This window comes from Actinoplanes sp. NBC_00393, from assembly GCF_036053395.1.
GTDB lineage: Bacteria > Actinomycetota > Actinomycetes > Mycobacteriales > Micromonosporaceae > Actinoplanes.
Window position 1 is genome coordinate 8,460,449 of record NZ_CP107942.1, and the last position, 26,451, is coordinate 8,486,899.

A 26,451-nucleotide genomic window follows, 5' to 3' on the forward strand; every position below is an offset into this window, starting at 1 on the left:
GTGCTCACCGTGCGCTACTTCGCGGGTGCCCGCGCGGCCGCCGGCGGGACCTCGTCGGAGTCTGTTGCTGCCGGGTCCCTCGACGAACTCACCCAGGTGCTGGTCGAACGGCATGGTGAGCGGCTCGGGCTGGTGCTCAAGGCGGCCAGCTTTCTGGTCGACGGCCTGACCTGCCACGACCGTCAGGCAGCTCTGCCGGGCGGCGCGACCGTGGACATCCTGCCGCCGTTCGCGGGCGGCTGATTTGTCGTACCCCTCCGGCAGCATGCTGGCATGCCCGTTCACGTCGCCAGCCGCCGCCGGAAGCCGGAGTCTGTCCGCGCTGCGTACCCAGAGGCCACGATCGTCGACGTGACCTCCCGGGGGCCGGAGCCATGGGTGCGGCTGAGCCCGTTCTATCCGCACGGTGGCATTCCGGTGCCGCTGAGCGCGGGTGCCGTCAGTGCATCTGTTGAGGGCATCTGGCAGGCGCTCAAGGTGTTCGAGCAAGCCGACGTCGATCCGTCGAAGCTCGCGGTGACGAGCATGACGGGGCTGAAGCGCACGGTCCGGCGGTTCGGTCCGGTGCGAGGGCATCGCGCCGGGCTGCTCGGTGAGGCCCTGCTCGGGTATCAGGAGGCACGGCAGCAGATCTATCTGCCGGCGTACCGGTGGATGCTGGAACACCGAGCTCAAGAGCTGGTGGAACGGCTGCGGGAGATGGCCGGTGGCGATCTGGTGCTGCTGGACTACACCACCAACGGGGACCTGGCGGATACCTCGAGCCCGCTGTCGCATGCTGCTCTCATCGCGCGCTACATCGCAGGCCGGTGGCCGGGGTGAGGCCGGGTAGGCCGGGCGGCCAGGTGAGGCCGGTGGTGGCCCGGTCGGGCCGGTGGCCCGGCCAGGGCGGTGGCCCGGCCAGGGCGGTGGCCCGTCGGCCAGGGCGGTGGCCCTGCGGCCAGCGCGGTGGCCCGGTCAGGCTGGTGGCCCGGTCAGGTGAGGGCGGTAGTCGGGATGAGGCCCGCCTGGCCGGTTTGGGATCAGTCGCCGCGGCCCTCCCAGGTTGTCACGCAGGCCTCGTTGCCCTCGGCGTCGGCGAGTACCCAGAAGGCCGGCGCACGATCGGCCGAGACCAGACGCCCGCCGGCTGCCAGGGCGGCCTCGACCCGGGCCTCGGCCACGTCATGCGGGACGGCGATGTCGAAGTGGATGCGGTTCCGCTGCGGCCGCGGCGCATCCATCTGCTGGAACCAGACCACCGGCGAGAGCCCGAGCGGGTCGATGATCGTGCCATCGCCGCCCGGCTTGTCGACGTAGGCGAGGACGGCCTTCCAGAACGGGCGGATCGCGGCGATGTCCAAGGCGTCGATGGCGATATCGAGGATCTGCAGCTGCCCCAGGTCGAGGTCAGGATCGGCAGCGTCGTGCAGCGCCGCGGACATCCGGTCGGCCGGGGCCGGGTTGGGGATGTCAGCTTCGTGCGGCGCCGCGGACATCTGGCGGGCCGGGTCCAGGTTATGGGTGGCAGCGTTGTGCAGCGCCGCGGAGATTTGGTGGGCCTGGGCGACGTCGCGGGCGGTCAGGGTGGCGATGGTGCGGGTCTGCAGGGTGAGCATCACCCGGTTGGGGCGGAGGTCCACGTGTAGGTGGTCATCGGCGTCGCTGCCGCAAGCCTCGACGGCGGCCGCCGCGACCTCGGCGGCCCGGCGCAGCGAGTCGACGGGCACCGCCGTTCGGAGCGTGCCGAGGACGAGCCGCCATCCGTGATCGCTGACGGCCTCCGATGCCTGCCGCCGGTTCAGCCTGCGCTCCGCGGTTGCCGGCCGGTCCGGTCGCCCGTCCGCCGATTCGAGCGCTCCGGGCTCCGGGTCGGGCGGTTTCTGATTCACCCGGACAGGGTGGCAGAAACGTCGGCCCGGACGCAGTCCCCGAGCAGTTGAGCAAAGCTGAGACAGGCCTGAGAGGCACCTGCGGTGAGTCGGGGACACTGGTTTCCGGCAAGCTGTTACACGCGCGGCCGGAGCGGCCGTTGGGGGAGGGTTTTCGTTGGGCTTCGTCGCGGTGGTCCTGCTGATCATCGGTCTGATCCATTTGTACCTGTGGAAGCGGCTGGTCCGCGACCCCCTGCGGCCCGGGTGGGGACGCCGCGTCGGCACGGCGTTGATCGTGCTTTTCGCTCTGTCGGTGCCGGTGACTCTGATCGGCGTCCGCAACGGCCATTTCCAGTGGCTCTCGTGGCCCGGCTACCTGTGGATCGCGGTCATGTTCTACCTGCTGGTGACGCTCGCGGTCCTGGAACTGCCACGACTCGCCGCGGTCCTGCTGTGGGCCAACCGTGGGCGTACCCCCAAGGAAGCGCAGCCAGCGACCGCCGCAAGCAGCGCCGCCCCGGCCGGGACGAGCGAAGCCGGGCTGAGCAAAGCCAGGCTGAACGAAGCCGTGCCGGTCGGTCCGGCCTCAGACATCAGCGACGCTGATGGGACCAGCCGATCCATCGCGGAGGCTGAACCAGGCGACGCCAAGACCGACGAAGGCATCAACCGACGGCTGCTCCTGGCCCGCGGCACGGCCATCTTCGCCGGTCTCACGGCGGCGAGCGTGACCGGGTACGGCGTGAAGACCGCAACCGGCGCTCCCCAGATCGACCGGGTGCAGATCCCGCTGGCCAAACTCCCCCGAGCGATGGACGGCACCCGGCTCGCGGTCGTCTCCGACATTCACATCGGCCCGCTGACCGGCGTCAACCATGCCCGGCGGATCGTCCAGGTGATCAACTCGGTGGACGCCGATCTGGTCTGCGTCGTGGGCGACCTGGTCGACGGCAGCGTTGCGGAGCTGGGCGAGTTCGCCGCCCCGCTGGCCGGCATCGAGTCGCGGCGCGGGGCTTTCTTCGTGACCGGCAACCACGAGTACTACTCGGGCCACGAGCAGTGGATCGACGAGGTCGCCCGGCTCGGGCTGCGTCCGCTGCGCAACGAGCGGCTGGAGATCGAGGGCCTGGACCTCGCCGGGGTGAACGATCTGAACGGCGAGGAACACGGCGACGCCCCCGACTTCGCCCGCGCCCTGGGTGACCGGGATCCGAGCCGCCCGGTCGTCCTGATGGCGCACCAGCCGGTGGCGGCGAAAGAGGCCGCACCTTTCGGTGTCGACCTGCAGATCTCCGGTCACACCCACGGCGGTCAGATGGTGCCGTTCAACTTCCTCGTGAAGTTGCAGCAACCGGTAGTCTCCGGCTTCGGAGAGGTGGACGGCGTGCCGGTGTACGTGACCAACGGCGCGGGGTTCTGGGGTCCACCGGTCCGGGTCGGCGCACCCCCGCAGGTCACGGTCATCGAATTGCGTACGGCGTAACCCATCAAGATCGGTAAGTGTGTTTGAGCGTGGCGATTCGTGGTGGCACCGACGGCCGTGACAGGATGCGGGGCGTGGGAGTGACCGCTGATGCATATGTCGCGGACCTCCACATTCACTCGCGTTATTCGCGGGCCTGCAGCCGTGATCTGACGCTGCCCAACCTGGCCTGGTGGGCGCGGCGCAAGGGAATCGCGTTGCTCGGCACCGGCGACTTCACGCATCCGGCGTGGTTCGAGCACCTCAAGGAGAGTCTCGAGCCCGCCGAGCCGGGCCTGTTCCGGCTGGCCGATGAGAAGCCGGTGACGAAGCGCCTGCCCGGTTCGCTGCGCGGCACCGACCCGGCCCGGTTCATGCTCAGCGTGGAGATCTCGACGATCTACAAGCGGGACGATCGCACCCGCAAGGTGCACCACCTGCTGTACGCACCGGACTTCACCTCGGTCGAAAAGATCAACACCGCACTGGGCCGGATCGGCAACCTGACCGCCGACGGCCGCCCGATCCTCGGCCTGGACTCGCGGAACCTGCTCGAGATCACCCTGGAGGCCGGCGGCTATCTGATCCCGGCGCACATCTGGACGCCGTGGTTCTCCGCGCTCGGCTCGAAGTCCGGCTTCGACGCGATCGCCGACTGCTACGCCGACCTGGCCGAGCACGTCACGGCTGTGGAGACCGGCCTCTCCTCGGACCCGGAGATGAACTGGCGGGTCTCCAGCCTCGACCGGTACCGCCTGGTGTCGAACTCCGACGCGCACTCACCGGCCGCCCTGGCCCGCGAGGCCACCCTCTTCACCGGCACCCCGGACTACTTCGCGGTCAAGGACGGCGTCGGCCTGGCCGGCACGCTGGAGTTCTTCCCGGAAGAGGGCAAGTACCACGCTGACGGCCACCGCGCCTGCGGCGTCAACTGGGAGCCTTCGAAGACACGCGCCGCGAACGGTCGCTGCCCCGAGTGCGGCCGGCCGCTCACCGTCGGCGTGCTCAGCCGGGTCGAGGACCTCGCCGACCGCCCGCTCGGTTTCCACAAGGACACCCACGTCGAGCACCTGATCCAGCTGCACGAGATCCTCGGCGAGATCCACGGGGTCGGCCCGAAGTCGAAGACCGTCGAGTCGCAGCTCAACCACCTGGTCGCCACGCTCGGCGCGGAGCTGGACATCCTGCGCAAGATCCCGGTCGAGGAGATCGGCAAGGCCGGTGGCGAGGAGCTGCGCGAGGCGATCACCCGCCTCCGGCGCGGCGATGTGCGCCGGGTGCCGGGCTACGACGGCGAGTACGGCGTGATCACCCTCTTCGACCCGGGCGAGCTGCGCAATCGGACGAGTGCTCCGCAGGTCGAGACGCTGTTCGACATGCTCCCGACGGAAATCGCGGAGAAGCCGCGGACGCCGGCGAAGGACGAGAAGCCGAAGCCGAAGGCCAAACCGGCGAAGGAGAAGCCGGCTCCGCCGCCACTCGCACCGCCGCCCAGCCCGCACGAGCCGTTCGAGCCGATGCTGGCCGGAATGGAAGAGGTCGGCACCGGCCTGCTCGACCGGCTCGACGCGATGCAGCGGGTGGCCGCGTCCGCGCCGGGCGGGCCGCTGCTCATCGTGGCCGGCCCGGGCACCGGCAAGACCCGCACGCTGACGCACCGGATCGCGTACCTCTGTGCCGAGCTGGGCGTCTTCCCGGAGCGGTGCCTGGCGATCACCTTCACCCGGCGGGCCGCCGCCGAACTGAAGGAGCGACTCGAGGCGCTGCTGGGTGACGTCGCCGAGGACATCACGGTCGGCACGTTCCACTCGCTGGGCCTGACCGTGCTGAAGGAGAACGCGAAGGCGGCCGGCCTCGGTTCCGGCTGGCGGATCGCGGACGATCAGGAGCAGGCTCAGGCTCGGGAGCAGGCCGGCGAGGACGACGCGGCGTATCGCAAGCTGCTGCGCCAGCAGGACCTGGTGGATCTGGACGACCTGATCAGTGTGCCGATGACGCTGCTGCGCGAAGATCCGGCGCTGGTCGAGAAGTACCGCAGGCGCTGGCAGTGGATCTTCGTGGACGAGTACCAGGACGTCGACGAGCTCCAGTACGAGCTGCTGCGGCTGCTCAGCCCGGCCGACGGCAACCTGTGCGCGATCGGCGACCCGGACCAGGCGATCTACTCGTTCCGCGGCGCCGACGTGCGGTACTTCCTCCGCTTCAACCAGGACTTCGTGGACGCCCGGCTGGTCCGGCTGACCCGCAACTACCGGTCGTCGGCGCCGATCCTGGCCGCCGCGGTGCAGGCCATCGCTCCGTCGTCGCTGGTGAGCGGCCGGCGGCTGGACCCGGCCCGGCTGGATCCGGAGGCCGCGCTGGTCGGTCGCTACCCGGCGCGCAGTGTCGCCGACGAGGCCGACTTCGTGGTGCGCACGATCGACGAGCTGGTCGGCGGCCTGTCTCACCGGTCGCTCGACTCGGGCCGCGTGGACTCCCGCGCCACCGTCGTCGGCAACTTGTCATTTTCGGACATCGCGGTGCTGTATCGCACCGACACGCAGTCCGGCCCGATCGTCGACGCGCTGTCGCGAGCCGGCATTCCGGTGCAGAAGCGCTCGCACAACCGGCTGCGCGACCGCGCCGGGGTCCAGGTCATCGCCCGCGAGCTGCGGCACGCGGGCGGGCCGGCCGGTTCACTTCCGGTCCGGGTCAAGGCCGCCGCGCAGACACTGGCCCAGAGGTACGCGGCACCCACACTCGACGGCGGCCAGCTCACCCCGGAAGACGTCTGGTCCTCGGCGGAACTGCTGATGCCGCTGGCCAACCGGGTCGGCGAGGACCTGCCGCTGTTCCTGCAGCAGCTGGAGACCGGCGCTGAGGTGGACGCCCTGGACCCGCGGGCCGAGGCGGTCAACCTGCTGACCCTGCACGCCGCGAAGGGCCTGGAGTTCCCGGTCGTCTTCCTGGTCGGCTGCGAGGACGGGCTGCTCCCGCTGCGCTGGCCCGGCTCGGCACCGTCGGACGATGACATCGCCGAGGAGCGCCGGCTGTTCTTCGTCGGCCTGACCCGCGCCCAGGACCGGCTGTACGTGAGCTACTCGGCGAAGCGGTTCCGGCACGGCAGCGAGCGCGAGCAGACCCCGACGCCGTTCCTCGACGTGATCGACTCCGGTCTGTTCGAGCGGTTGGGCGAGGCCGCACCGAGCCGCCCCAAGGACCGCCAGCTCCGGCTGCTCTGAAGGGCTCAGGCCGCCACCACTCCGAGCAGGGCGCCGGCCAGCAACGCCGGCCCGAAGGGCAGGGCACGCCCGCCGCGTGCCCGCCCGGTGACCAGCAGCCAGCCCGCCACCACCCCGTTGATCAGGTGCGCCGCCGCGAAGCCGACGGCGACCGCTGCCCATCCACCGAAGCCGAGCAGCAGCGCCAGCACCGCACCCAGCTTCACGTCGCCCAGCCCGAGTCCGCGCCCGGGCAGGAGGGCAATCGCCAGGTAGACGATGCCGACCGCGGCGCCGGCGGCCACCGCGGTACCGATTCGGGCCGGCTCGATCAGGGCGAGCGGCACTCCGACCACCAGGGCCAGTGCGCCGACCAGCGGATCGGGCAGGCGCAGGCACCGCAGGTCGATCATGGCCAGCAGTACCCCGAGCACTCCGGCGATCAGCAGCACCGGAAGGCCCGGGACCGGCCCGAGCAACGCCGCCGGCACCCCGGCAACAGCCGCCGACGCGACCACCGGGCCGAGCCAGCCGCTAAGGAAAGCCTCGGCACGCGAAGCGAAAAGGACTCGCGGTGGGAAGGGGGCGCTCGGAGGAAAGCAGGCACAGGCTGCGCCGACATGGATCCAGCCGGCCGCTCCCGCTGGGAAACGGCGGCCACACCGATGGCATTCGCTGCGCACCGGTTCCGCGTACGCCACAGCCAGCCGATAAGCCACCCGAGGCAGAAAAGCCGCCGTCGCCGCCCCGAAGACCAGCGCCATGATCACGATTGGTGTCGACACGATCGTGGACCGTAACGCCCACCGGACCGGCCCGGGATCGGGTTGCCGACAGCCGGTACGATTCGTCCCCGCGATTCCGGCACGGGCGGGTTCTGGAGCGCACGCTACCGTGGCAGGCAGCGAATTCCGCTTCTGGAGGGACTCCCGATGTCGCACAACGGGCCCTACCCCGGTCAGCCGTGGCCGGGAGGCAGCCCCGACGAGCCGTATGTGGAGCCGTCCGATCCGTGGCGCGAGCAGCCGGAGCCGCCGTGGACGCCACCTCCGGCGCAGATTCCGCACCAGCAGCCGTACGCCGCTCCGGCCCGGTCATGGCCGGCGCCGCAACCGGTCCGGCGGGGTTTCGCGATGGGCGCCCTCGTCGCGTTCCTGAGTGTCCTGGTCGGGGGCGGCCTGGCCACCACGGCCTGGTTCCTGATCGGCCGGGAGGAGAAGACCACCCCGGCCGCGGCGCCCTCGACCGTGCCGGCGAACGCGCCGCGCCCGCAGACCAGCGAGGACGCCCGGTTCGCGGTGAAGGGCCAGTGTGTCCGGAACGAGGGCACCAACGCCGAGCCGAAGCTGCGCATCGTGATCTGCGCGGCCAACACGTTCGAGGTGCTCAAGCGCATCGACGGCAAGACGACCGGCGAGAAGGACGCAGTGGGCAAGTGCGCGAAGGTGACGGGCTACACGAACTGGTACTACTACGACACTGAGTACGACGATGTCGATTTCGTGCTCTGCCTCAAGGAGTATGGGCCCGTCTAGCAAGATCTAGCCCAAAGGCTAGACAGCCGTAGAGGGGTAAATCGAGGCAACTCTAGCGTCCACGCTAGACGGCCCGATACTGTCCTACGGCATGGATCCGGTGCGGAACCCGTACGCTCCCGGCGCCGGCCAGCGCCCACCCGAGCTGGCCGGGCGCGGCCGTGAGCTGGACGCTTTCGACGTAGTCCTGGAGCGAGTGGCGCGCGGCCGCCCGGAGCGCAGCCTGGTGCTGACCGGTCTGCGTGGCGTCGGCAAGACGGTGCTGCTCAACACCCTGCGCTCGGCGGCCATCGGCCGGCTCTGGGGCACCGGCAAGATCGAGGCCCGGCCCGACCAGTCGCTGCGCCGCCCGGTCTCCGGCGCGCTGCACATGGCGATCCGCGAGCTGGCCCCGCACCATCGCGACCCGGACCGGGTCGACGAGGTGCTCGGCGTGCTCAAGGCGTTCGCGCTGCGGGCCAACGAGACCAACGGGAAGATCCGGGATCGCTGGGCGCCCGGTATCGACGTGCCACCGGCCCGCGGCCGCGCCGACTCCGGTGACATCGAGATCGATCTGGTCGAGCTCTTCACCGACGCCGCCTCGCTCGCCACCGACGTGGGCACCGGCATCGCCCTGTTCATCGACGAGATGCAGGACCTGAGCGCCACCGACGTGTCGGCGCTCTGCGCGGCGTGCCACGAGTTGTCGCAGCTGGGGGCTCCGCTGATTGTGGTGGGCGCCGGGCTGCCGCATCTGCCGGCCGTGCTGTCCGCCGCCAAGTCCTACTCCGAGCGCCTCTTCCGGTATCAGCGGATCGACCGTCTGGACCGGGATGCGGCCGATCTGGCGCTGGGTGTGCCGGCCGAGCGGGAGGGCGTCGACTACGACCAGGAGGCGCTGGACCTGCTCTACGAGAAGTCCGGCGGGTATCCGTACTTCGTCCAGGCGTACGGAAAAGCGACCTGGGACCATGCGCCGCAGACGCCGATCACCGCTGATGACGTCGCGGTCGCCGCACCCGAGGCCGAAGGCGAGCTGGCGGTCGGTTTCTTCGGCTCCCGCTTCGAGCGCGCCACGCCGGCCGAGCGGGAGTACATGCGGGCGATGGCGACGCTCTCCAGCGATCCGGGCAACGACATGGACGCGGCCGTGCCGACCTCGGACATCGCGACCTCGCTCGGCCGCAAGCCGGCCAGCCTCTCCCCGGCCCGGGACGCGCTGATCAAAAAGGGACTCATCTACTCGGGGGAACGCGGCACGGTGGCGTTCACCGTCCCGCACTTCGGCCGGTACCTCAGAACGCAGCCGGTGTGAGCACGCGGTTACGGGTATAACGAAATTCATGAAGCCCGTACGCACCGCAGCCCGAGCCATGCTCGCTTCGATCTTCGTGATCAGCGGGGTCCGCGTGCTGATGAGCCCCGGTGAGGGGCGCGTCGAGGCGGCCCGCCGGGTCACCGACAAGGTAGGACCGCTGCTGGAGAAGACCGACCCACGTCTGCCCACCGACCCGGAGACGCTGATCCGGATCAAGGCGGCGAGCGATGTGGTGGCCGGGTTTGCGCTGGCCACCGGGCGTTTCACCCGGCCCGCCGCGGCCGTGCTGGCAGCCGGCCTGATCCCGACCACCATCGCCGGCCACCCGTTCTGGTCCGCGTCCAAGGAGGATCGGCCCAACCAGCAGACCCATTTCCTGAAAAACCTGGGCCTGCTCGGCGGTCTGCTGCTGGCCGCGGCGGACACCGAGGGCCGGCCGGGGCTGCGCTATCGCACCACCCACGCGGTGGACCGGTCGCAGCGGTCGGTGCGGCGCGCGGTGCGTACCGCCAAGCGCGAAGCCAAGATCGCAGCGGTCTCGGCAACCGCGGCGCGCAAGCTCCCCGGGTGAACCCGTTTGTCCGGGTAACAACCTATAAGCGGCCTTTGCGTTAAAGCGGACGAGGGGCCGCGCGGTCGGTCTGCGCCTTCTAAGCTCGCTTCCGCCCGGCTTACGACCTGCCGCCGCTCCCGTCCGATTCGCCCCAAGGCGCCGGACGGGGTCGTGCGACAGGCCGTGCCGGGCCCGGGGACGAGACGGGGGTCGCGCCATGCCGGCAGTCAACAATGCGCGTCGCGCTGCGCGCACGCGGTCCACGGTGGTCACGCTGGGCATTCTCGGCACGCTCTGCTTGATCACTCTGTGCATTCATCGGTACGGGTTGAGCACGCTCTCCGTCGAGTTGGCGGCGATCCGGAGCTGGCTGGGCGGTGACGGGCTCTACGCGTACCGTGTCCCCGGAACTGAAACCAGCGCCGCGTTCTCCCCGGTCCTGGCCCTGCTGCTGGCGCCGCTCTCGATCCTGCCGCGGCAAGCGGCCGGCTGGCTGCTCGCCCTCGCCGGTGTCGCCGCGCTCGTGCTCGCCTCGATCGTGCTGGCCGGTCCGATAGCACGCCGTTACGGCCACCGCCGTTCCTCGGTAGTCGTCGCCGTCGCCTCGCTGGCCCTGCTCGCCGGGCCGGTCCGCGCCACGATCGGTCTCGGCCGTCCCGACCTCCTGCTGTTCGGCCTGGTCGTCGCCGACCTGGTGGCGCTGCGCCGAGCCGCCTGGGCCCGCAGCCGGGCCACCTGGTGGCCGAGCCGGACCGCCTCGCAACCACCCCGGGACCGGTCCCCGCTCGGCCGGCTGCGCCGCGGCTGGGCGACCGGCGCCTGGGCCGGGGTCGGCACCGGCCTCGCCACCGCGCTCTCCCTGGCGCCGGTGCTGTTCATCGGCTATCTGCTGATCACCCGGCAGCTGCGGGCCGCCCTGACCGCGCTCGCCACCGCCGCCACCGTGACGCTCGGTGCGCTGCTCGTCGTCCCCCACGAGACGCTGACCTGGTACGGCACCGTCGTGTGGGAACTGGACCGGATGGCGCCGCTGAGCGCCCCCGACAACCAGTCCCTGGCCGGGGTGCTGGCCCGGCTGTACGGCTTCTCCGCGCCCCCGGTGCTGGTCTGGTTCTCCTTCGGGGTGCTGGTGCTGGCGGTCGGCCTGATCCGCGCCCGCTCCGCGCACGTGGACGGTGACGAGATCTCCGCGTTCACGCTGGTCGCGCTGACCGGCGCGGTGGCCGGACCGGTCACCGGGCAGGCCGAGACGGTCTGGCTGATCCCGGCCGTGCTGATCCTGGCCGACGCGGCGATGCGGCGCCGGCTCAGCACGCGGCTACCCCGGTCGGCGCGCTTCGCCGGCGCCGGTTTTGCGGTGGCCGCCCTGATCGGATACCTCTTGCTGGTCGTCGGACCGCATTGGGCGTACGGGTGGAACGGCACCGCATTCGTGCTGATCCTGCTGGTCAACGCGCTGCCCTGGCGGCACGGCAGCGCACCGGCGATCCTGATCCGGCGGCCGGTGAGGCGGCCGGCCGCGATCCCGGTCCCGCGGGGCGGCTAGGGGCAGTTCACCCACTCGTCGGTGCCGTCCAGGAAGACCTGCCGCTTCCAGATCGGCAGTCGCGCCTTGGCCTCGTCGACCAGCCGGGCGCAGGCCGCGAACGCCGCCGCCCGGTGCGCGGTGCTGACCGCGGCGACCAGCGCGACGTCGCCGATCTGCAGGGTGCCGATCCGGTGCGAGACCGCGACCGCATAGACGTCCGGGTCGGCGGCGATCTCCTCGGCCACCTCGCGCAGGATCGCGCCGGCGGTGGGATGGCCCTCGTACTCGAGCAGGGTCACGCTCCGGCCGTGATCGTGGTCGCGGACGACGCCCTGGAAGGAGACGACCGCCCCGGCTTTGTTGTCGGCGACGGCGGCCTCGTGCGCGGCCAGGTCCAGCGTCTCGTCGACGACCTCGGCTCGGGCCACTGAACCTTTTTCAACGTGGCGAGGGCGATCGCGCCCGGTGCTGACCATCGGCTCGGACCCTTCTCGCCCGATGCCAGGTTGAGAAAGGTTCATTGTCATGATCGCTCCCCGGGGGTCAGCGGAAGGGGCAGGAACGGGACCAGGTCGCCGGCCGCGGCCTCGGTGCCGGGCCGGACCACCACGAAACCATGCGAGTTGGCCAACCCGCGCAGCATCGCTGAACCGACATGACCGACCGGGGTCGCTGTGCGGCCGGTGGAGTCGAGGGCGGCCAGAGCGAGGTGGGTGAAGTCGCCGCGGCCCGGAACTGCTGCGCCCGCTTCCACCCTGGGCAGTTCCGGCAGCGGGCGGCCGCGCAGGCCGGCCAGCAGCGGGGCGACCAGGGTGACCAGGGCGATCACCGCGGACTGCGGGTTGCCGGGGAGACCGGCCAGGAACCGCGGCCGGCCGTCCGGACCGAGCACCCGGGCGAGCAGCATCGGGAAGCCGGGTCGCACGGCGACGGTGTTCACGATGTACTCGCCGCCCAGCTCGGCGAGCGCGGGGTGCAGATGGTCGACCGGGCCGTGCATCGTGCCGCCGGTGGTGCAGACCAGGTCGGCGACTTCCAGTCCGGAGCGGATGGCGTCGAGGTGGGCGACCAGGGTGTCCTTCACCGGGCCGGTCACGGTCTGCACGGTGGCGCCGTACCGCCGCAGCCAGCCGGGCACCTGCGGGCCGAGGGAGTCCCGGACCCGGCCGGCGCCGGGCGGGCCGGACGTCAGCAACTCGTCGCCGAAGACCAGCAGCGCGGCCCGCGGCTCCGCGAAGACCTGCAGACTCTCGTAACCGCAGGTGGCCGCGACGCCGATGACTGCGGGGTCGACAGCCGTACCGGCCGGGAACAGCTCCTCGCCGCGGTGCGCCTCCTCGCCGGGCAGACGCCAGTCCGGCAGTCGACGCGGCTCGCCGGAAACCCGGCCGTCCCCGCCGGTCGTCGAGTCCTCGATCCGGACCAGCGCAGTGGAACCGTCCGGCACCATCGCGCCGGTGGCGATCTCGACGCAGGTCCCGTCCTCGGTCAGCGGCGGCGGCGTGCTGCCGGCCAGCACCCGACCCACCGGCCGCCACGGGCCGGTGCCGCGCACCGCCCAGCCGTCGATGCTCGACGTGGGGAACGCGGGCAGGTCGGTGAGGGTCCGCAGCGGCTCAGCGAGGGTACGGCCGTCCGCCTCGGCGAGCGGCACCTGCTCGGCACCGGTCGCCGCGGCCCGGCCCGCCTCGTAGGCCAGGCGGCGCGCCTGCTCCCAGTCGACCGGAAGGTTCTCGTCAGCGCTCACAACGGACAGCCTAGTGACCCTTTTCAGTGATCCCCGCCGCGGATCTGGTCGACGGTGTGCGCCAACAACGGGCCCAGGACGGCCAGCCCGTCCTTCGCCCCGCCGGTCGATCCGGGCAGGTTGACGATCAGCGTGCGCCCGGCGACTCCGGCCAGCCCGCGGGAGAGCGCGGCGGCTGGGACCCGGTCCCGGCTGTAGGCACGGATCGCCTCGGCGATGCCCGGGATCTCGAAGTCGAGCAGGCCGCGGGTGGCCTCCGGGGTGCGGTCGGTCGGGGTGACGCCGGTTCCGCCGCTGGTCAGCACCACGTCGATGCCATCGGCGACGGCGGTTCGCAGCGCCTCGGCCACCGGGTGGCCGTCCGGTACGACCACTGGCTCGTCCACCTCGCAACCGAGCTCCCGCAGGCCGTTGACGAGGCGGGGGCCGCTCGTGTCGGCGTACACCCCGGCGGCGGCGCGGTTCGAGGCGACGATCACTCTGGCTTTCATGGGCGGTCGTCCGGGCGTACCCAATCCCCGGTCTTCCCGCCCTGCTTGCGCAGCACCCGGACCGCTTCCAGGCTCGCCGCCGGGTCCACCGCCTTGATCATGTCGATCATGGCGAGCCCGGCCGTCGCGACGGCGGTAAGCGCCTCCATCTCGACGCCCGTCCGGTCGGCGGTCTTGGTGGTCGCGGTGATCTCCACGGTGGTGTCGGTGGGCTCCAACTCCACGGTGACGCCGTGCAGCCCGATCGGGTGACACAGCGGAATCAGATCCGGCGTCTTCTTCGCACCCATGATCCCGGCCAGCCGCGCCACGGCGAGGGCGTCACCCTTCGGCAGGCCGTCGCGGCGCAGCAGGTCGATCACCTCAGCGGTCGTGCGGACGCGGCCGGCGGCGACCGCGCGGCGGTCGCTCACCACCTTGGCGGACACGTCGACCATGCGGGCGGCGCCGGCCTCGTCGACATGAGTCAGCTGGAATTCCTGGGGCATACCGGGAGCTTATAGAAGACTGATGAGCCCCGCGTTCGCATCACCGCCGTATTGGCTTCACACTTTGTCCATAACCGCTGGTCATGCTGTCGGCACTGCTCATGGGCGTGGTCTGGTCGGCGAGAATGGAATTCAAGGCACAGTTCCATCGCAACGAGTTTCCAAATAGAAACTGTGCGTAACTGAATTCAATTCGATTCTCGCATTTTGCGCATACCGACACGATCCACTGGAAACAGACACCCATTTCGCCTTAACGTCTCTCCTGTCGCGACGGACAGGCAAGGGCAGCGACGCCGGCAGACCCACGAGAGTCCCGGCGTTCGGCACGGGTTAGGAGATGGGTCATGCGCGAGACCGAGTGGGGCTGAGTGCCCAGATGCGCGCAAAGTCGCGCATCCATTACCTTGAGTTCGAGCGACGGAACCGTCGCGCTCGGCGATCAGGATCCAATGACTGAGACTCGCACCAACGACGACGCGACCGATCAGCGGCTTCGGCTGCTCGTCGGTCTCGTCGTCGTTTTCGGGGTCGGCATGGCTGCGGCCGTCATCGCTTTCGGCATAGCGCATCCGCAGCCGGCGCCCAGCCCTGCGGCACTGGTGACTCTCACTCTCTTCGTGATCGCCGCCAAACGTGTGCGGGTCTACGTACGCCTACGGTCCAGTCTCGACAGCTCGACCTGGGGCGAAATTCCCGTTCTGGTGAGCTTGGTCCTGCTGCCGGCGCCCTGGGTGGTGCTGTGTGCCGTCACCGGCACAACGATCCTTCGGCTTCTGGTCTGGACCGGGCCACTGAAAACCGCCTTTGCCATCGCCAAGGAGTCGTTGACGGCCGGCACTGCCGCCCTGGTGTTCATCGCTCTGGGCATCCAACCGAGTCTCAGCGATCCGCCGCTGACGATCATTCCGACCATCCTCGCGCTTTGCGCCACGATCCTCGTCGATCACCTGGCCTTCGTGCCGGTGATGGCGGCGAGTACCGGGTCGAGCCTCAAACGGACCGTCCTGCACAACATCGGCATCAAGGCCGTCGGATATCTGTTCCGGCTCGGCGCGGCCCTCCTGATGATCGGCGTTCTGGCCAGTGGCCGCAGCCTGCTGCTCCTCCTCGTCGCCCCACTCGTTGTGGCTTGCATGCACCTGTGGCAGTCCCGCAGCATCCGCACCCGCGAAGAGCGCGAGTCATGGCAGCGTTTGGCCAAGGCCACGGACGAGCTCAACGCCGTAGATCTGACCCGGGTCCTGCACTCGGCCACGACCCGGGCGGCTGAAATCTTCTCCGCCGCCGAAGCGAGCATCGATCTTCCCAGCGACGGCCGCACTGTCCGAGCCAGCGAGGCGCGGGTGCTCTCAGACGGGCCGCTGCTCGTCAACCCGGGCCCTCGGGACGAGACGACCGTTGACCTTGTCGCGCACGACGGCAGCATCCGCGTCGGCGTGCTGCGTCTGCGTTTCGGTGGAACCGTCCGGCTCACCGAGGTCGAGCAGTACAAACTACGCACTTTCGCCTCGGCAATCTGCACCGCCATCCGCAACGCCCAGGCCTACGCCGAGCTCGCCCGGATCGCCGCCGAGAACGCCCACGCCGCCACCCACGACCCGCTGACCGGCCTGGCCAACCGCCGCCGCCTCTACGACACCGCCGGCCAGCTCTTCCAGGCCGCCGGCCACGACGGCATGTTCGCCCTGCTCCTGATCGACCTCAACCACTTCAAAGAGGTCAACGACACCCTCGGCCACGCCGCCGGCGACGACGTGCTGCGCCAGGTCGCCGACCGGCTGCGCAACTCGGCGTCCTCCGGTGACCTGGTGGCCCGGCTCGGTGGCGACGAGTTCGCGGTGCTGCTCACCGGCCTGCCCACGCCGGCCCTGGCCAACCACCGCGCCACCGGCATGCTGGCCGCCCTCGACGCCGGCATCGAGGTGGAGGGCATGCAGATCACCGTCGAGGCGGCCGGCGGCATCGCCCTGGCGGCCGGCACCGGCAGTGTCGAGGAGTTGATGCGCCGCGCCGACATCGCCATGTACCAGGCGAAACGCTCCGGCGAGCAGACCGTCGTGTACGCACACGCCCGCGACACCGCCAACCTGGAACGGCTGATGCTCACCGGCGAACTGCGCCGCGCCGTCGCCGAGCACGAGTTCACTGTGGACTTCCAGCCGATCGTCGACCTGGGTTCCGGCGAGGTGATCGCCGCCGAGGCCCTCGCCCGCTGGCACCACCCTGAGCAGGGCAATCTCACCCCGGTGCAGTTCCTCGAGACAGTCGAACGTTCGGGACAGCTCCCTGCCTTCGCCGACGCCGTGCTGGAGCAGTCGCTGATCGCCATGCAGTCGTGGCGTGAGGCCGGGTTCGACCTGCCGGTCGCGGTCAACGTCTCCCCGCGCAGCCTGCTCGACGCCACGTTCCCCGGCGCCGTCCTGGCCCGCCTCGCCCGGCACGACGTGCCGCCGAACCGCCTGGTCCTGGAACTGGCCGAGACCCTCACCATCAGCCAGCTCGACGTGGTGGAGCGGACCCTCGCCGAGCTGCGCAACGCCGGCGTCCGGTTGGCGATCGACGACTTCGGCACCGGCGTCTCGTCGCTCTCGGTGCTCTCCCGCATCCCGGTGCACCAGTTGAAGATCGACCGCGAGTTCGTGGCCTCGGTGGAGACCTCCGCCGAAGCCGCCGCGGTGATCCGTACGACCGTCGACCTGGCCCGCAACCTGCACCTGACGGTCGTCGCCGAGGGTGTCCAGAGCGAGCCGCAACGGCGCGCCCTCTGGGAGCTGGGCTGTCTCGCCGGGCAGGGGCAGTTGTTCGCCCGGCCGTACTCGGCGGCGCGTTTCCTCGGTGTGCTGCAGCGCGGCTCCGGCGGACAGCCAGGCGTGCTCGCGGCCGCTCTGCACGACGCCGGTGCCGTGGTCCGGCTACCGGTACGCCGGGCGTCCGGCGGCGGGCCTGCGCCTCTGCCACACTTGCCCGCGTGACGAAGACCGGCGGCCTGCTCGTACGCATCGACCGGGCGGCCGGTGGACTCGCCGCCGACCTGGGCCTCTACTCGCTCTCCGCCCTCTTCGCCCTGATCACCGCGCTGACGTCTACGCTGTTGCCGCACCGGGCCTGGGGCGCGGTGGCCGCCTGGGGTTACCTGATCGCCGCTCTCGTGGTGGCCGGCCAACTGATGCTGCGCCGCCCGCGGGCCCGGGAAGCGATCGCCTGGGTCACGTACGCGGCGGTGGCCCTGCTCCCGCTCGTCATCCAGGCAGTCCAGCGGGCCGGGGGCCGCACCGACCGCGCCCAGGAGGAAGTGGTCGTCGTCGAGCACATGGGCGAGTCGCTCCTGCACAGCGGCACCCCGTACCTCGGCCGGGCCGAGATCGCCGCCCTTCCGCTCGACGAGCGCCTGCTCGGCTACCGCCCGTACCAGCCCGGCATGGCCATCTTCGGTCTGCCGCGGGCCGCCGCCGGCGACTTCTGGTGGACCGATGCGCGGATCTGGTTCGCGATCGCCACGGTGGTCGCGCTGGGCGTGGCCGTCGCCCTCCTGGCCAACGGTCCGCACCGGGTACGCGCCATCCAGGCCGCCACGGTTCTCCCGGTTACCGCGTTGACCCTGGCCACCGGGGGTGACGACATCCCCGTACTCGCTCTCTGTCTTCTCGCTCTCGCCCTCGCCGCCACCGGTCGCTTCGGCTGGTCGGGCGCCGCGGTGGGCGCGGCCGCGGCCTGCAAGCTCTTCGCCCTGCCGGTGCTCGCCGTCCTCGCCGTGCTGGCCATCGCCACCGGCAACTGGCGCCGTTTCCTGCCACCGGCCCTCGGCCTGCCCCTGCTGGCCCTGCTTCCGCCGTTGCTCGCCGATCCGGACGCCCTGGTCGAGAACGTGCTGCGTTTCCCGCTCGGGCACGGGCTGGTCACCAGCCCGGCCCAGTCACCGTTTCCCGGCTACCTGATCGCGCAGGCCGTCCCCTTCCTGGCGACCGCCCTCCTGGTCGCCGCCGCCGCGGTGATCGGCCTTCTCCTGCTCCGCCGGCCACCGCGCACCGCCGCCGCAGCCGCCCTGTTCTGCGGATTCGGCCTGCTCACCGCGATCCTCCTGATGCCCACGACGCGCTTCGGCTACGTGCTCTACCCGGCCGCGTTCCTGCTCTGGGTCGCCGCACTCAGCAATCACACAGCTACATCAGCCCCACGGAGTGACACGGCCTTGTACCGTCATTGAGATGCAGATGACCTGTCCCAAGTGTCACGGCGAGATGCGGGTCTACGAGCGCAGCGGCGTCACGATCGACCAGTGCACCGAGTGCCGCGGAATCTTCCTGGACCGCGGTGAGCTGGAGAAACTCTTCGCGGCCGAGCAGAGTTGGAACGCCCGGCCCGCCGGTGCGGGGCAAGCCCCGCCTCCGCCCGCTCCGCATCAGCAGCCCCACGGCGGCGGTTACGTGCCCCCGCCCCCGCCTCCGCCGCAGCCCGGTTACGGCGCCCCGCAGCCGCACGCATATCCCCCCGCAGCCGCCGCTCCGTACGGCGCTCGTCCCTACGGCCACCACGGTCACTATCGTCAGCAGCACCACGGCCACTACCGCCGCCGGGGCAGCTTCCTTCACAACCTGTTCGACTGAGCCTTCGGCTCGTCGAGACCATGGCATGGCCCTGCGCAACCTGGCTTGCGCAGGGCCGCATGTCTTTTATCGGTACGCGCAACGAGCTGGACAACCGCAGCTACACGTACCGCGAGTGCCACGCGGCCTGAGCACTCCCGTCGGCCCCAACGCGCCCGCCGGGCTGAAGCAGTCCGTTGATGGGCCACGGCCGTCCGCAAATTGGGACGGCTTCACGATGTCACGCGCCGTTGATTCCGCCGAGCTCTCTACCGACGGTAATCACCCTGGCGTCTGCTGTGGACTGTTTCAGCAGCGTGCCTCCACTTGAATCCAGCTCGGCCGCCAGCCCTCCAGTGGCATTGATCACTCTCGGTGACCACGAAGCGAAGCCACTCGGTCACTTTGAAGTGAGCTATTTCGATAAGCCTCTCTTTTCGCGTGCGTTACGAAGTCACTGGAATACGCAACGTCGCTGATCTTGGGTATTGTCACGTCGCCCCCCTGTCGCGGCGAACGGAGGAACAACCGTGACTGAAACAGCAGATCCAGCGGCAAATCAGGCCCTTCGCAACGACCTCGAAGACGTCTACGGCCGATATGAGGAACTGCGCTCCGGAGTGGACGAACTACAACGCAGCCTGGCGACCATGCAGGTCAGCGTCGCGTCCCCGGACGGCGTCGTGCGCGCAACGGTGGATGCCGATGGAAAGCTGGTCGACCTTCAGCTGAATCAGCAGGCATGCCGGGAATGGAACGCCGAAACCCTCGCCCGCGTCATCGTGGAAACCGTGCAACAGGCTTCGGCCGGAACGTCCCGGCAAATCGAAAAACTCGTGACGAACCACCGATCGCCCGAAGACGAGGCCTGACCGACGCCTGCCACGCCGGGCGGGGGCCGCGGCCACGCCGCGACCCGGCGTGACGGCAGGTTCAGATTTCCGAGTTGAGGGGTCTGGGTAGGCCAACAGGGTGGCCGGTCACGCACCGCCAGATGCCGTGCCGCCGGTTGCCGCGCCGCTGGATGCCGCGCCGCTGGATGCCGCGCCGCTGGATGCCGCGCCGCTGGATGCCGCGCCGCTGATGCCGCGCCGCTGATGCCGCGCCGCTGATGCCGCGCCGCGGTGCTTCGCTTCCCGGCTGATCGGCCGGTGAAAGCGCCAACGCGCGGCTGAGGCCCCAGTTTCGGCCTACTCGCTCACTCAGCCGCCCACCAGTGCCGTGTGGCGGGCGGAATGACGCCACCACCGCACGGCCGACTGATCAACTAAGCCCGAATCAAGGCTTCAGCCGCACGGCAGCGACGTCACCGCCGCCGAACTGATCGTCGAGCCCGCAGCGGCCCAGCCGTCCTCCGTGCTGTTGGCATCGCCTTACGAGCCGCCGCCCCCTTCAGGCAACACGCGGCGTCCGCGCCGGAGGACAGTCACAGGGCACAGCTGAGCCGGCAGAGTTACGGCTGTCACCTGATCCACAAGGCAGGGTCACAACGCCGCTCCACTACACCGCCGGGCCGGCTGGCTCCCTGGTCTCGGCGCGCGGCACCCGACCGGCGGGCTCAGACGCTGCCACGACCGACGCTCACAGCACAACCGCGGACCCGGGCACCGCCGCGACCGGCACTCACGGCACAACCGCGCCGAGCGGACCTCGATCCCTCTGCGTCTAGATGGCCATGTCGACGAAGCGCGACAGGTGCAGCTGCGCCGCCACCGTCACCGTGTCGGTGGGCCCGTTACGGTGCTTGGCAACGATGAAGTCGGCCTCGCCGGCGCGTGGCGACTCCTTGTCGTAGTAGTCGTCACGGTGCAACAGGATGACGACGTCGGCGTCCTGCTCGATCGAGCCCGACTCACGGAGGTCGGAGAGCTGGGGCCGCTTATCGGTGCGCTGCTCCGGACCACGGTTCAGCTGGCTGACCGCGATGACCGGGCACTCGATCTCCTTGGCCAGCAGTTTCAGACCACGGGACAGCTCGGAGACCTCCTGCTGCCGGCTCTCCGTCTTTTTCGGCGAGGACATCAGCTGGAGATAGTCGATGACGAGCAGCCGCAGGTTGTGGCGCTGCTTGAGCCGGCGCGCCTTCGCCCGGATCTCCATCAGGTTCATGTTGGGCGTGTCGTCGACGAAGATCGGCGCCTGGCTGATCTCGCCCATCCGGCGGGCCAGTTTCGTCCAGTCGTCGTCGGACAGCTGCCCGGACCGAAGGGTGTGCAGCGGCACCCGCGCCTCCGCGGACAGCAACCGCATCACCATCTCGATCTTGCTCATTTCCAGCGAGAAGATGGCGCTGGCGCACCCGCTCTGGATCGCCGCGTTGCGGGCGAAGTCCATGCTCACGGTCGACTTACCGAGACCAGGGCGACCGGCCACGATGATCAGCTGGCCGGCATGCAGACCGTTCAACAGGCGGTCGAGGTCGACGAAGCCGGTCGGCACACCGGTCATCACGCCGCCGGACGCGCCGACCGCCTCGATCTCGTCGAGGGTCGGCTGCAGCATGTCGCCGAGGGCCGCGAAGTCCTCGCTGACCCGCTTCTCGGTCACGTCGTAGATGGCCTGCTGGGCCAGGTCGACGATGTCGTCGACGTCACGGCCGCCGTTGCCGCCCGTCCCGTAGCCGAGCTGGACGATTTTCGTCCCCGCTTCGACGAGGCGCCGCAGGATGGCCCGCTCCGACACGATCCGGGCGTAGTAGGAGGCGTTGGCCGCGGTGGGGACGCTCTCGATGAGCGTGTGCAGGTAAGGAACGCCACCGATGCGCTGCAGATCACCGGAGTCGGCGAGCGCCGCGGCGACGGTCAGGGCGTCGGCCGGCTCACCCCGACCGTACAGATCGAGGATCGTGTCGTAGATCGTGGCGTGCACCGGCCGGTAGAAGTCCGGCGTCTTGAGGATCTCGACCACATCGGCGATCGCGTCCTTGGAGAGCAGCATGCCGCCGAGCACGCCCTGCTCCGCCGCGACGTCCTGCGGCGGTGCCTTGTCGAAGCCACCGGCACCCCCGGACGGACCGCCGCCGGATTTGCCGCCGCCGGGCTGCGACGGCGGCCGAGACTCCGGCCGCGCGTCATCGGTGATCGACACCCCGGACTCCCTTCGTCGGCCATGGCCGCCATCACGATCGAACTACTCGGGTACGACACTTTCGGCTGATCCGGGCCCGGAGATCAGAAGAACCCTCGGATCAAAGTGCGGGCTCGGGGCTGGACCACTGTACGAACCGGGCCACCACCTGCCCAACTACCGCGGTGGACGAGTCTCGGGACAACCTGTGGACATCTCCCTTCTGCCTGTGCACACCATGTGGACAACTTCTGGGGACAGCGCATGTGGCACGTACCTCAGCAGGACTTTTACTGTCCCCAGCTGTGGAGGCAGAAAAGGTTCCAGATCAGGGGAAATACCGACGGGCGTGAGCAAGCCGTCGCACTGAGGCGTTGCGGTTCCGTCCCGGGCACGTCACCCTTTTCACGTGGACCAACGGGAGTGGGACTATGGCGCCCGCATGTCGCGCGATCGGCGCGCTGCGGAGGCTTGGCCCACCCGGGAGCCGGAGGTCAGCGAGTCCGAGCCCCGATGGGCCTCGCTCGCCGACACCGGCAGCCTGACGCCGAGCGACGAGGCGCTGACCTGGCAGCGCCGCGCTGACGCATGGGCTCAGCAGGCCGAAGTCGAGCCGTACAGCAGTGGAAGCCAGGCTGTGGAGCCGGTGAACCGGTGGTCCGAGGTCGCCTCCACGGGCCGCCCCACGTTCCCCGCCGACGGCGTCGGCTGGCGTACTCAGACTTCCGAGTGGCGGGCCACCGGCGCCCGCTGGCGGCAGACCACCGAGTGGCGGTCGTCGACCGGTTCGCACGTCTGGCGCTCGACCACCGAGGCCTGGCAGAGCGACGAGGACATCACTCCGGAGAGGGAAAAGCCCGCGATCGCCGGCACTGCCTGGCCGACCCCGGACTCCGACTCCGACTCGTCGACGCCGTCCTGGCAGCAGCAGTCCACCCCTTCCTGGCAGCAGCAGTCGACTCAGACGCCCTCTTGGCAGGAGTCGTCGACCCAGACGCCGTCCTGGCAGCAGTCCTCGACGCAAACGCCTTCCTGGCAGCAGCCCTCGACGCAAACTCCCTCCTGGCAGCAGCCCTCGACTTCGACGCCGTCCTGGCAGCGACGCGAACCAGAGGAGCCTTCTTGGCAGCGGCGCGAGCAGCCGGAGAAACCGTCCTGGCAACGGTCCGACGAGCCCGGCCGGGCCACCCGACCCGTCGAGCAGACCTGGTCCGGCGCCGCCCCGGCGGCCACGCCGTCCTGGCAGCTGTCGGCCGCCACGACGCCCTCCTGGCAGCGGTCCGACGACTCCCGGGGCCGTGGTTCCGCCGACCAGCCGCCCGGTGAGAACACCGTCGGCATGACCCGCTGGGAGCGGACGGAAGCGCCCGGTTGGCAGACTTCCCCGGTCGAGGACGCCCAGCACCTGGTCCGCGAGGACGACCGGGCCGCCTGGCGGCGTGATTCCGCCTATGCGGAACAGCCGCCCCGCCGAGGCCGCCGCCGTGCGCCGGAGACCGACGCCACCCCTTCCGGGGGTACGGGTTGGTCGACCGCCGGGGAGTCGGACAACTGGTCCCGGCACACCGACACCGGCAACATCCAGTCCTCGCCGGACGACACGGGCAGAGCTCCGGAGCAGGCCGGCGGGCGACGCAGCCGCCGGGCCGAGACGTCCCGGCAAGCAACAACCCCTGTTTCGTACGCGGAACCGACCAGCGCCGCCCCCGCCCCCTATCCCGGCAGTCCCGCGGAAAGCCCGCGCCCCGCGGCGGACCGTCCCCGACGTGGCCGGCCGAACCGCTACAACGCGAACGTCACCGACTGGCGCGAGGACACCGCTTCCTGGGAGGCGGAGCCGGACACCAGCAACTGGACCCGCGACCCGGACACCGGCCAGTGGAGCCGCGCCGAGGACGATCCGCGCATCCTGGCGTGGCGCGCGGAGGCAGCCCGCCGCGAGTCGATGAAGGAGAGCGGCGAGGAGGACACCGCTCCCCGCAACGGCCGCAGCCGCCGAGCCGAGCAGCCGAGCGGAGGCGTCCCCGGGGGCCCGCTCCCGAGCAGTGGCGTTCCCGACGGTTCCGCTGCCGCCTGGCCGGCCAGCGGCGTTCCGGACGCCCGCATCGGCGTGCCGAGCACCCGCCCACGCAGCGCGATGCCCGGCGCTGCCCGCCCACGCAGCGCCATGCCTGACGCCACCCGCCCACGCAGCGCCATGCCCGACGCCATCCGGCCGAACAGCGCGATGCCGGGCCGCGCCGCCGGTCCTTCGCCGGACACCACCGGCAGCACGCCGTGGAGCGGCTCGACGGCGCCGAGCGTCCCGGGCGCCTACGAGCCGGGCCGCGGTCGCCGCCAGCGGGACGACGCTGCCGAGCCCCCGGCCGGCGGTGGCCGTCGCCGGGCACCGGACCCGCAGAGCGCCGAGCCGTGGCAGGCCGCGCCGGAGCCCCGGCCCAGCCGTCAGTCCCGCCGCCAGAACGCGGAGCCCGAGGAGTACCCGACCGACGGCTGGCGACAGGGCCCTCTGCCGCCCCGCCAGGATCCGCCTCGCGAGCTCCCGGCCGGCGGCCCGTCCTGGGGCCGCCAGTCGTACGGCAGCCCCCGCGAACTGCCGGCCGGCAGCTCCCCTTGGCCCGACACCGGCCGCCAGACCAACGGCACCCCGCGCGATGTCCCTGCGAACGGCTCGCCGTGGCCCGACAGCAGCCGCCAGACCAACGGCGCCCCGCGCGACGTCCCTGCGAACGGCTCGCCGTGGCCCGAGAGCAGCCGCCAGACCAGCGGCGGCTCTCGCGACCTGCCCACAAGCGGTTCCCCGTGGCCCGACACCGGCCGCCAGGCGAACGGCCGGCCCGACGGTGGTCGCCAGGGCTATCCGGCACGGGAGCTTCCCGCCGGTGGGCCGTCGTGGGCGGAGCAGGAACCTCGCCCCGGCTACCGCGGCCAGGGCCCGGCCAGCGATCCGTGGGCTGAGCAGGAACAGCGCCGGCCTAGTCGCGACCAGTCGTCCTGGGGGAACCAGGACGGACGCAGGCCGTACCGGGACCAGGGTCCTGGCCGGGACGTGCCTTCCTGGGCCGATCCGGAACCCCGCCCGGGCTACCGCGACCAGGGCCCGGCGCGAGACATGCCGTCCGGCGCGCCGTCCTGGTCCGATCAAACTCGTGCGGTTCCTTCCGATGAGCCGTCGTGGGCCGATCGGGAGACCCGCCGTCCCGGCTACGGCGCCTCACGCGAACTTCCCGCCGGCGGTTCACCGCGTCCCGACACCGCTCGCCAGCCCTACCCGGCCCGGGAGCTTCCCGCCGGGCCGTCCTGGGCCGCGCCGGAGCCTCGCCGCCCCACCTACGGCACGCCACGCGCGCTGCCCGCGGGCAGCGGCGCCTGGCCCGAGCCCGGCGGCCCGACCCGTCCAGACGCGCGCGAACCCGGCAGCCCGGGCTGGCAGGACCCCCGTCAGCCCGGCGGCCCGACCCGTCCGGACGCCCGCGGATCCGGCAGCCCAAGCTGGCAGGACTCCCGCGAGCCCGGCTGGCAGGACTCCCGTGACTCCGGCGGCGCGAGCTGGCAGGAATCCGGCGGCCCGGGCTGGCAGGAACCCGGCGGCGCGAGGTGGCAAGAACCTGGCAGCCCTGGCCGTCCGGATCCCCGGCGACCCCAGCCGGGCGGTCCGACCTGGGCTGACTCGACGTCGCGGGACGCACGGCGGGCGCCCTACGGTGCGGCCGGGGCCGCGCAGTGGCCGGACCCGCTGAGCCAGCCACGCCGGGCCAGCGCGCCGGCCTACGGCGCCTCCGAGGCACAGCGCGGCTTCGACGACCGGGACGATCTGCCTGGTGGAGGCGGCTACGGCCAGGCTCCCGCGGCCAACGACTGGCTCACCGCCGAGCGTGCCGCACGCCGCGGCCCCCAGTACCGCGACAGCGCCGGACGGGACGGTGAGACCGACTGGCGCCAGGAGCTGTCCCGGGACAATGCCCTCGAGGAGGGTGAATCCCGCCGTTACGACACGTCGGACTTTCCGCCCTTTCGGCCAAGTGGGTCCGCCACCGTCGCCGGATCGTCGAACCTGGCGCTGAGTGCCACCTCGGTCATCTCCCGGGTGCCTGAGGCACCGGCCGCCGACGTCGTCGAGGAGGACACCTCCTGGCCGCCGCGTCGCACCACCGGCGCGTTCCAGGGCACCGGCTCCTACGAGCGCCGCCCGGTCAGTGGGAACCTGGTCACCGGCGGGGGCAGCGATCTGCTCAACCCGGACGACGACGAGGAGGACGAGGAGACCACCGGCGGTCCGCTGGCCGCCGTCGGTTACACAGTCGTCTGGTACGGCGTGCCCGTGATCCTCTTCGTCGCCGGCATGTTCCTACTCAACAGCGGCCAGCGCAACCATGCTCTGGACACCCTCGCCGGCGCAGCCCCCGAGTTCGGCGTCTCGCTCGCGCTGAGCATGCTGGTGGCGATCTGCCTGCGCTGGGCCACCTCCGCCTGGAAGTCCGCCAGCGTCGGCCTGGCTGCCGCGGTGGTCGGTGGCGGCCTGGCCACCGTGCTGAGCTCCGCCATCACCGGCAACAGCCTCAGCTGAGGCCATCCACCACCGCCGTCCCGGCATCGGGGCCACCGAATCGGCAGCGCCCGGCTGGTGGCCAGGAAAGAGGCG

At 71.0% G+C, this 26,451-nt stretch carries 21 protein-coding genes; 14 read left to right on the top strand and 7 right to left on the bottom strand.

Annotated elements, in window-relative coordinates; all coding sequences use genetic code 11:
• Positions 1–243 carry a MoaD/ThiS family protein gene (locus OHA21_RS39210; protein WP_328463897.1) on the top strand — a complete coding sequence of 81 codons (243 nt, stop codon included), beginning with the start codon at positions 1–3 and terminating at the stop codon, positions 241–243.
• Positions 244–273: 30 nt separating this feature from the next.
• Positions 274–822 (top strand): DUF6939 family protein, encoded by a 549-nt coding sequence (locus tag OHA21_RS39215; RefSeq protein WP_442874966.1) that lies wholly within the window; start codon positions 274–276, stop codon positions 820–822.
• Positions 823–1,022: 200 nt separating this feature from the next.
• On the opposite strand, the gene OHA21_RS39220 is transcribed toward OHA21_RS39215, so the two are convergent.
• The gene (locus OHA21_RS39220; protein ID WP_328463901.1) at positions 1,023–1,871 is read right to left on the bottom strand and encodes a VOC family protein; all 849 of its coding nucleotides are present in this window, start codon (positions 1,869–1,871) and stop codon (positions 1,023–1,025) included.
• Positions 1,872–2,028: 157 nt separating this feature from the next.
• Between OHA21_RS39220 and OHA21_RS39225 the strand changes: the two genes are divergently transcribed.
• The gene (locus OHA21_RS39225) at positions 2,029–3,336 is read left to right on the top strand and encodes a metallophosphoesterase (protein WP_328463903.1); all 1,308 of its coding nucleotides are present in this window, start codon (positions 2,029–2,031) and stop codon (positions 3,334–3,336) included.
• Positions 3,337–3,401: 65 nt separating this feature from the next.
• A complete protein-coding gene (locus tag OHA21_RS39230) occupies positions 3,402–6,536 on the top strand; it encodes a UvrD-helicase domain-containing protein (protein ID WP_328478819.1) in 3,135 nt (1,044 codons plus the stop codon).
• A gap of 5 nt (positions 6,537–6,541) precedes the next feature.
• Here OHA21_RS39230 and OHA21_RS39235 read toward each other — a convergent pair whose 3' ends face one another.
• Complete coding sequence (locus tag OHA21_RS39235) at positions 6,542–7,033, bottom strand: prepilin peptidase (RefSeq protein WP_328463905.1); 492 nt, start codon at positions 7,031–7,033, stop codon at positions 6,542–6,544.
• 414 nt (positions 7,034–7,447) lie between these two features.
• On the opposite strand from OHA21_RS39235, the gene OHA21_RS39240 reads away from it, so the two are divergent.
• The 4 genes from OHA21_RS39240 (at position 7,448) to OHA21_RS39255 (ending at position 11,449) form a co-directional block, all read left to right on the top strand.
• Positions 7,448–8,050: an LppU/SCO3897 family protein gene (locus OHA21_RS39240; RefSeq protein ID WP_328463907.1), complete on the top strand. Its 603-nt coding sequence runs from the start codon at positions 7,448–7,450 to the stop codon at positions 8,048–8,050.
• A 91-nt stretch (positions 8,051–8,141) separates the two neighbouring features.
• Complete coding sequence (locus OHA21_RS39245; protein ID WP_328463909.1) at positions 8,142–9,347, top strand: ATP-binding protein; 1,206 nt, start codon at positions 8,142–8,144, stop codon at positions 9,345–9,347.
• Positions 9,348–9,375: 28 nt separating this feature from the next.
• Complete coding sequence (locus tag OHA21_RS39250; RefSeq protein ID WP_328463911.1) at positions 9,376–9,921, top strand: DoxX family protein; 546 nt, start codon at positions 9,376–9,378, stop codon at positions 9,919–9,921.
• A 310-nt stretch (positions 9,922–10,231) separates the two neighbouring features.
• Positions 10,232–11,449: a glycosyltransferase family 87 protein gene (locus OHA21_RS39255; protein ID WP_328463913.1), complete on the top strand. Its 1,218-nt coding sequence runs from the start codon at positions 10,232–10,234 to the stop codon at positions 11,447–11,449.
• Here the strand turns inward: OHA21_RS39255 and OHA21_RS39260 are convergent.
• Genes OHA21_RS39260 through moaC form a run of 4 tightly spaced genes read right to left on the bottom strand, consistent with a single transcriptional unit; the run spans position 11,446 to position 14,157 of the window.
• Complete coding sequence (locus OHA21_RS39260) at positions 11,446–11,907, bottom strand: molybdenum cofactor biosynthesis protein MoaE (RefSeq protein WP_328463915.1); 462 nt, start codon at positions 11,905–11,907, stop codon at positions 11,446–11,448. The genes OHA21_RS39255 and OHA21_RS39260 overlap by 4 nt on opposite strands.
• Before the next feature lie 47 nt (positions 11,908–11,954).
• Positions 11,955–13,178, bottom strand: a complete 1,224-nt coding sequence (locus OHA21_RS39265) for a molybdopterin molybdotransferase MoeA (RefSeq protein WP_328463917.1) — start codon at positions 13,176–13,178, stop codon at positions 11,955–11,957.
• 23 nt (positions 13,179–13,201) lie between these two features.
• The gene (locus OHA21_RS39270) at positions 13,202–13,669 is read right to left on the bottom strand and encodes a MogA/MoaB family molybdenum cofactor biosynthesis protein (protein ID WP_328463919.1); all 468 of its coding nucleotides are present in this window, start codon (positions 13,667–13,669) and stop codon (positions 13,202–13,204) included.
• Complete coding sequence (gene moaC, locus OHA21_RS39275) at positions 13,666–14,157, bottom strand: cyclic pyranopterin monophosphate synthase MoaC (protein ID WP_328463921.1); 492 nt, start codon at positions 14,155–14,157, stop codon at positions 13,666–13,668. Before moaC ends, OHA21_RS39270 begins: the two co-directional genes overlap by 4 nt.
• Before the next feature lie 452 nt (positions 14,158–14,609).
• Here moaC and OHA21_RS39280 point away from each other — a divergent pair, with 452 nt between their 5' ends.
• From OHA21_RS39280 to OHA21_RS39300, 5 genes are all read left to right on the top strand, one after another.
• Positions 14,610–17,132: a putative bifunctional diguanylate cyclase/phosphodiesterase gene (locus tag OHA21_RS39280; RefSeq protein WP_328463923.1), complete on the top strand. Its 2,523-nt coding sequence runs from the start codon at positions 14,610–14,612 to the stop codon at positions 17,130–17,132.
• On the top strand, positions 17,129–18,364 hold the full coding sequence (locus OHA21_RS39285; protein ID WP_328463925.1) for a glycosyltransferase 87 family protein: 1,236 nt from the start codon (positions 17,129–17,131) through the stop codon (positions 18,362–18,364). The genes OHA21_RS39280 and OHA21_RS39285 overlap by 4 nt, the downstream gene beginning before the upstream one ends.
• 1 nt (position 18,365) lies before the next feature.
• Positions 18,366–18,764 (top strand): TFIIB-type zinc ribbon-containing protein, encoded by a 399-nt coding sequence (locus tag OHA21_RS39290; protein WP_328463927.1) that lies wholly within the window; start codon positions 18,366–18,368, stop codon positions 18,762–18,764.
• A gap of 509 nt (positions 18,765–19,273) precedes the next feature.
• Positions 19,274–19,615 carry a YbaB/EbfC family nucleoid-associated protein gene (locus tag OHA21_RS39295; protein ID WP_328463929.1) on the top strand — a complete coding sequence of 114 codons (342 nt, stop codon included), beginning with the start codon at positions 19,274–19,276 and terminating at the stop codon, positions 19,613–19,615.
• A gap of 100 nt (positions 19,616–19,715) precedes the next feature.
• Positions 19,716–19,841, top strand: coding sequence for a hypothetical protein (locus OHA21_RS39300; RefSeq protein ID WP_328463931.1), 126 nt, complete (start codon positions 19,716–19,718; stop codon positions 19,839–19,841).
• 567 nt (positions 19,842–20,408) lie between these two features.
• On the opposite strand, the gene dnaB is transcribed toward OHA21_RS39300, so the two are convergent.
• Positions 20,409–21,830, bottom strand: a complete 1,422-nt coding sequence (gene dnaB / locus OHA21_RS39305) for a replicative DNA helicase (RefSeq protein WP_328463933.1) — start codon at positions 21,828–21,830, stop codon at positions 20,409–20,411.
• A 388-nt stretch (positions 21,831–22,218) separates the two neighbouring features.
• Between dnaB and OHA21_RS39310 the strand changes: the two genes are divergently transcribed.
• Positions 22,219–26,376 (top strand): hypothetical protein, encoded by a 4,158-nt coding sequence (locus tag OHA21_RS39310; protein ID WP_328463935.1) that lies wholly within the window; start codon positions 22,219–22,221, stop codon positions 26,374–26,376.
• Positions 26,377–26,451: the final 75 nt, after the last annotated feature.

Excerpts from the sequence above, each read along its gene's own strand:
- OHA21_RS39215 (WP_442874966.1), top strand. The coding sequence starts at position 274 with ATGCCCGTTCACGTCGCCAGCCGCCGCCGGAAGCCGGAGTCTGTCCGC.
- OHA21_RS39230 (WP_328478819.1), top strand. The coding sequence starts at position 3,402 with ATGCGGGGCGTGGGAGTGACCGCTGATGCATATGTCGCGGACCTCCAC.
- OHA21_RS39240 (WP_328463907.1), top strand. The coding sequence starts at position 7,448 with ATGTCGCACAACGGGCCCTACCCCGGTCAGCCGTGGCCGGGAGGCAGC.
- OHA21_RS39245 (WP_328463909.1), top strand. The coding sequence starts at position 8,142 with ATGGATCCGGTGCGGAACCCGTACGCTCCCGGCGCCGGCCAGCGCCCA.
- OHA21_RS39250 (WP_328463911.1), top strand. The coding sequence starts at position 9,376 with ATGAAGCCCGTACGCACCGCAGCCCGAGCCATGCTCGCTTCGATCTTC.
- OHA21_RS39260 (WP_328463915.1), bottom strand. The coding sequence starts at position 11,907 with ATGGTCAGCACCGGGCGCGATCGCCCTCGCCACGTTGAAAAAGGTTCA.
- OHA21_RS39270 (WP_328463919.1), bottom strand. The coding sequence starts at position 13,669 with ATGAAAGCCAGAGTGATCGTCGCCTCGAACCGCGCCGCCGCCGGGGTG.
- moaC (WP_328463921.1), bottom strand. The coding sequence starts at position 14,157 with ATGCCCCAGGAATTCCAGCTGACTCATGTCGACGAGGCCGGCGCCGCC.
- OHA21_RS39280 (WP_328463923.1), top strand. The coding sequence starts at position 14,610 with ATGACTGAGACTCGCACCAACGACGACGCGACCGATCAGCGGCTTCGG.
- OHA21_RS39290 (WP_328463927.1), top strand. The coding sequence starts at position 18,366 with ATGCAGATGACCTGTCCCAAGTGTCACGGCGAGATGCGGGTCTACGAG.